This window comes from Nostoc sp. NMS4, assembly GCF_017115095.1.
GTDB lineage: Bacteria > Cyanobacteriota > Cyanobacteriia > Cyanobacteriales > Nostocaceae > Nostoc.
In genome coordinates this window covers 1-2,694 of the sequence record NZ_JABXKI010000372.1, presented here as the reverse complement: position 1 = coordinate 2,694, position 2,694 = coordinate 1, and the positions used below count along the sequence as shown (strand labels likewise).

Here is a 2,694-nt window from a genome sequence, read left to right as displayed (position 1 = left end):
TTATACGCTGCTTGCTTGTTGATTGCCCAGTTGCAGAGCGATCGCTAAATCCTCTTGAAATTTGTTCTATGTTTACTAACATGTAAGAATTCAGCACCCAGGAGTCAGGAGTCAGAATTTATAAGGAATCTAGAATAATTAGTATATTTATTCATAAAATGTTCTGATGATTCTTCAACTATTCTGACTCCTGAATTCTTACACTAACATTAATATTCATCAACAAGTTGATCTAATTTTCAGAGATAACTTAAATCCTCTCGTTTTCCTCAAAAATTCAAATTAACTGTTTCTTTACGTAACTGTTCAATGGCACTTTTTACATCATTGACAATTTCTTGATAAAGTTCTCTATTACTCATAGTCTTTTGCTTTTCTTTATAAAGAGATATCTTTAAAGGTTCACCAAACCTAACATGAATTGGATGCTTCTTAGGTAAGTGTTGACCTTTAGGCAAAGCTGTATATGTACCATGTACGTATACTGGTACAATAGAAACATTGAGCTTGAGTGCTAAGAAGCCTAAACCTAATTTTAGAGATTGTAGCTCTCCATTTATCGAACGAGTTCCTTCTGGGAACATTAGAATGTATTTTCCCTGAAGCAAAATTTCTTTACACTTGTGTAAATAATCCAAAGAGTTACCATTTCGCTCAATTGGAATCATGTTCAAAAAGTTTATACAAAACCAGCCTTTTATAGGCTGATTAAAGAAATAATCTTTAGCAGCTAAACTATAAACGTCTTTGCTGTGTATACCTTGGGCAGCAATTATTGCAGAACCATCAAGATGACTAACATGATTAGCCACAATCAGATAAGATTCAGATTTTGGAAGATTATTTGTTCCATGACTGGTCAAATTAAACCAGAAATAATAAATAGCTCTACCACCAAACCAAATGAAATTATGTACAACTGGTTTTAAAATACTGAAAAACCTTAAGAGCTTGGAAGCTTTCTTATAAAACTCATAAGGTATTGTTTTTTGAAACATAATTCTTTATGCCTTTAGCAACAAAAAATATTAGATTAGTCACTATAGCAATCAGATTAGATTTTTGAAAAAATCTAAGTACACAAATAGTATTTTATGCCGTAGAGTACGGTATCAAAACCTTCATATCTACGTTCTTAGGCAGAGGCATAACACACCATCTGTGCATTTCAAAAATCAAATATGATTCCTATCTAAGGTCTAATATTACTGCCCCAAAATTAATAGAAATTTAAGGAATAAATAAGAGAATGTAAAATATCAGTACTTTTGTGTGACTTTACCCATAATTTGTTTGGTGTGGGAAGCATAACCAGGGTGGTTGTATAATATCAACAAGAGCAGTCTATTATCAATAGATTTGAAATCAATTTCATTAACCACAGCCCTTTGGGGCAGGAACTCTTAATAGGGAACCCTTAATGGATACCGTAATTACACCAGAAAGAATCGAGTTACCACCTGGCGCACTGTTAAAGCTTTTAGGAGACTGGAAAGACTATCAAGTATTGAGTCAACAACTAGGCGATCGCTCCTCACCTCGTATTAAATATCGTAGAGGAGAAATTTTATTAATGGCACCGCTACCAGAGCATGGAAGAGATGCGAGTTTGTTGGCAGATATTGCTAAGGTTCTGCTGGATCATTTAAACCTCATATACGAGTCATTTACGCCCATCACCATGAGCTTGCCAGAAATTAGTGGTATTGAGCCAGACTTTTGCTTTTACATTGAAAATTGTAGAGCGGTAGTAGGTAAAAAAAGAATTGATTGGGAGTCAGATCCGCCACCAGATTTAGCCATTGAAATAGATGTGACAAGCTACACTGACGTTAATGATTTCTTACCTTATCGAGTACCAGAAGTTTGGATATTAAAAAGTAATCGGTTGCTAATTTATCGATTGCAGGGAGAAAGTTATGTGCTTGCAGAAAGCAGCTACTTTCCTAACATGAAAGAAATTGTGCAGCAATGTCTCCAAATGGCCAATGAGCAAACAACAAGTGAAGTCATTAAGTGGTTAAAGAATTTTTTGCATCGACAACAGTAGTACAATAGACCTCTTGCATAAGTCGAATAGACCCCCCTTAATCCCCCCTTGCCAAGGGGGGAAACCGGAAAATCTAGTTCCCTCCCCTTTGCAAGGGGAGGGTTAGGGTGGGGTAAAGCCTATCCTTAATTACGAATTACGAATTACGAATTACGAATTACGAATTACGAATTACGAATTACGAATTATTTTAGTCCCTTCGATTTGCGAAACTCCAAGACAACATCTTTAACATCACGTAATTCCCCCTCAACTAAATAGTTTAACTGTCGCATTTCATCTGCCGAAATTTTTCCAGCGAGGGAAGCGATCGCAGTTCTTAATTCGGGATATTTTTTTAATATTTCTTGTCGAACAATTGGCACAGTTTCGTAAGGTGGAAAATAATGTTTATCATCCTTAAGTACAACTAAACCCAAGCGCGAAATCTGTCCGTCAGTGGAATTACCCGCCACCATATCTACTTGTTTTTGAATCAACGCCCGATATATTAAACCCAAATCCATGATTTGCGGAGATTTAACAAAACGCAAATCGTAAGTTTTAGCTAATCCGGGAAAACCATCTTCTCGTTCTAAAAATTCGTAACCAAAACCGCCGCGCCACTGCGGTGTATATTGAGTAGCTTGAGAGAGAGTTTGAAT

The 2,694-nt window shown here is 36.0% G+C and carries 3 protein-coding genes; 1 reads left to right on the top strand and 2 read right to left on the bottom strand.

From position 1 onward, the window contains the following. Positions 1–269 precede the first annotated feature (269 nt). Positions 270–998: a lysophospholipid acyltransferase family protein gene (locus tag HWQ37_RS31420; RefSeq protein ID WP_292754699.1), complete on the bottom strand. Its 729-nt coding sequence runs from the start codon at positions 996–998 to the stop codon at positions 270–272. 422 nt (positions 999–1,420) lie between these two features. Here HWQ37_RS31420 and HWQ37_RS31415 point away from each other — a divergent pair, with 422 nt between their 5' ends. Next, a complete protein-coding gene (locus HWQ37_RS31415) occupies positions 1,421–2,050 on the top strand; it encodes a Uma2 family endonuclease (RefSeq protein WP_292754697.1) in 630 nt (209 codons plus the stop codon). A 185-nt stretch (positions 2,051–2,235) separates the two neighbouring features. Here the strand turns inward: HWQ37_RS31415 and HWQ37_RS31410 are convergent. After that, positions 2,236–2,694: glycine betaine ABC transporter substrate-binding protein (locus HWQ37_RS31410; protein ID WP_292754694.1), on the bottom strand; the 459-nt coding region annotated here is incomplete at its 5' end.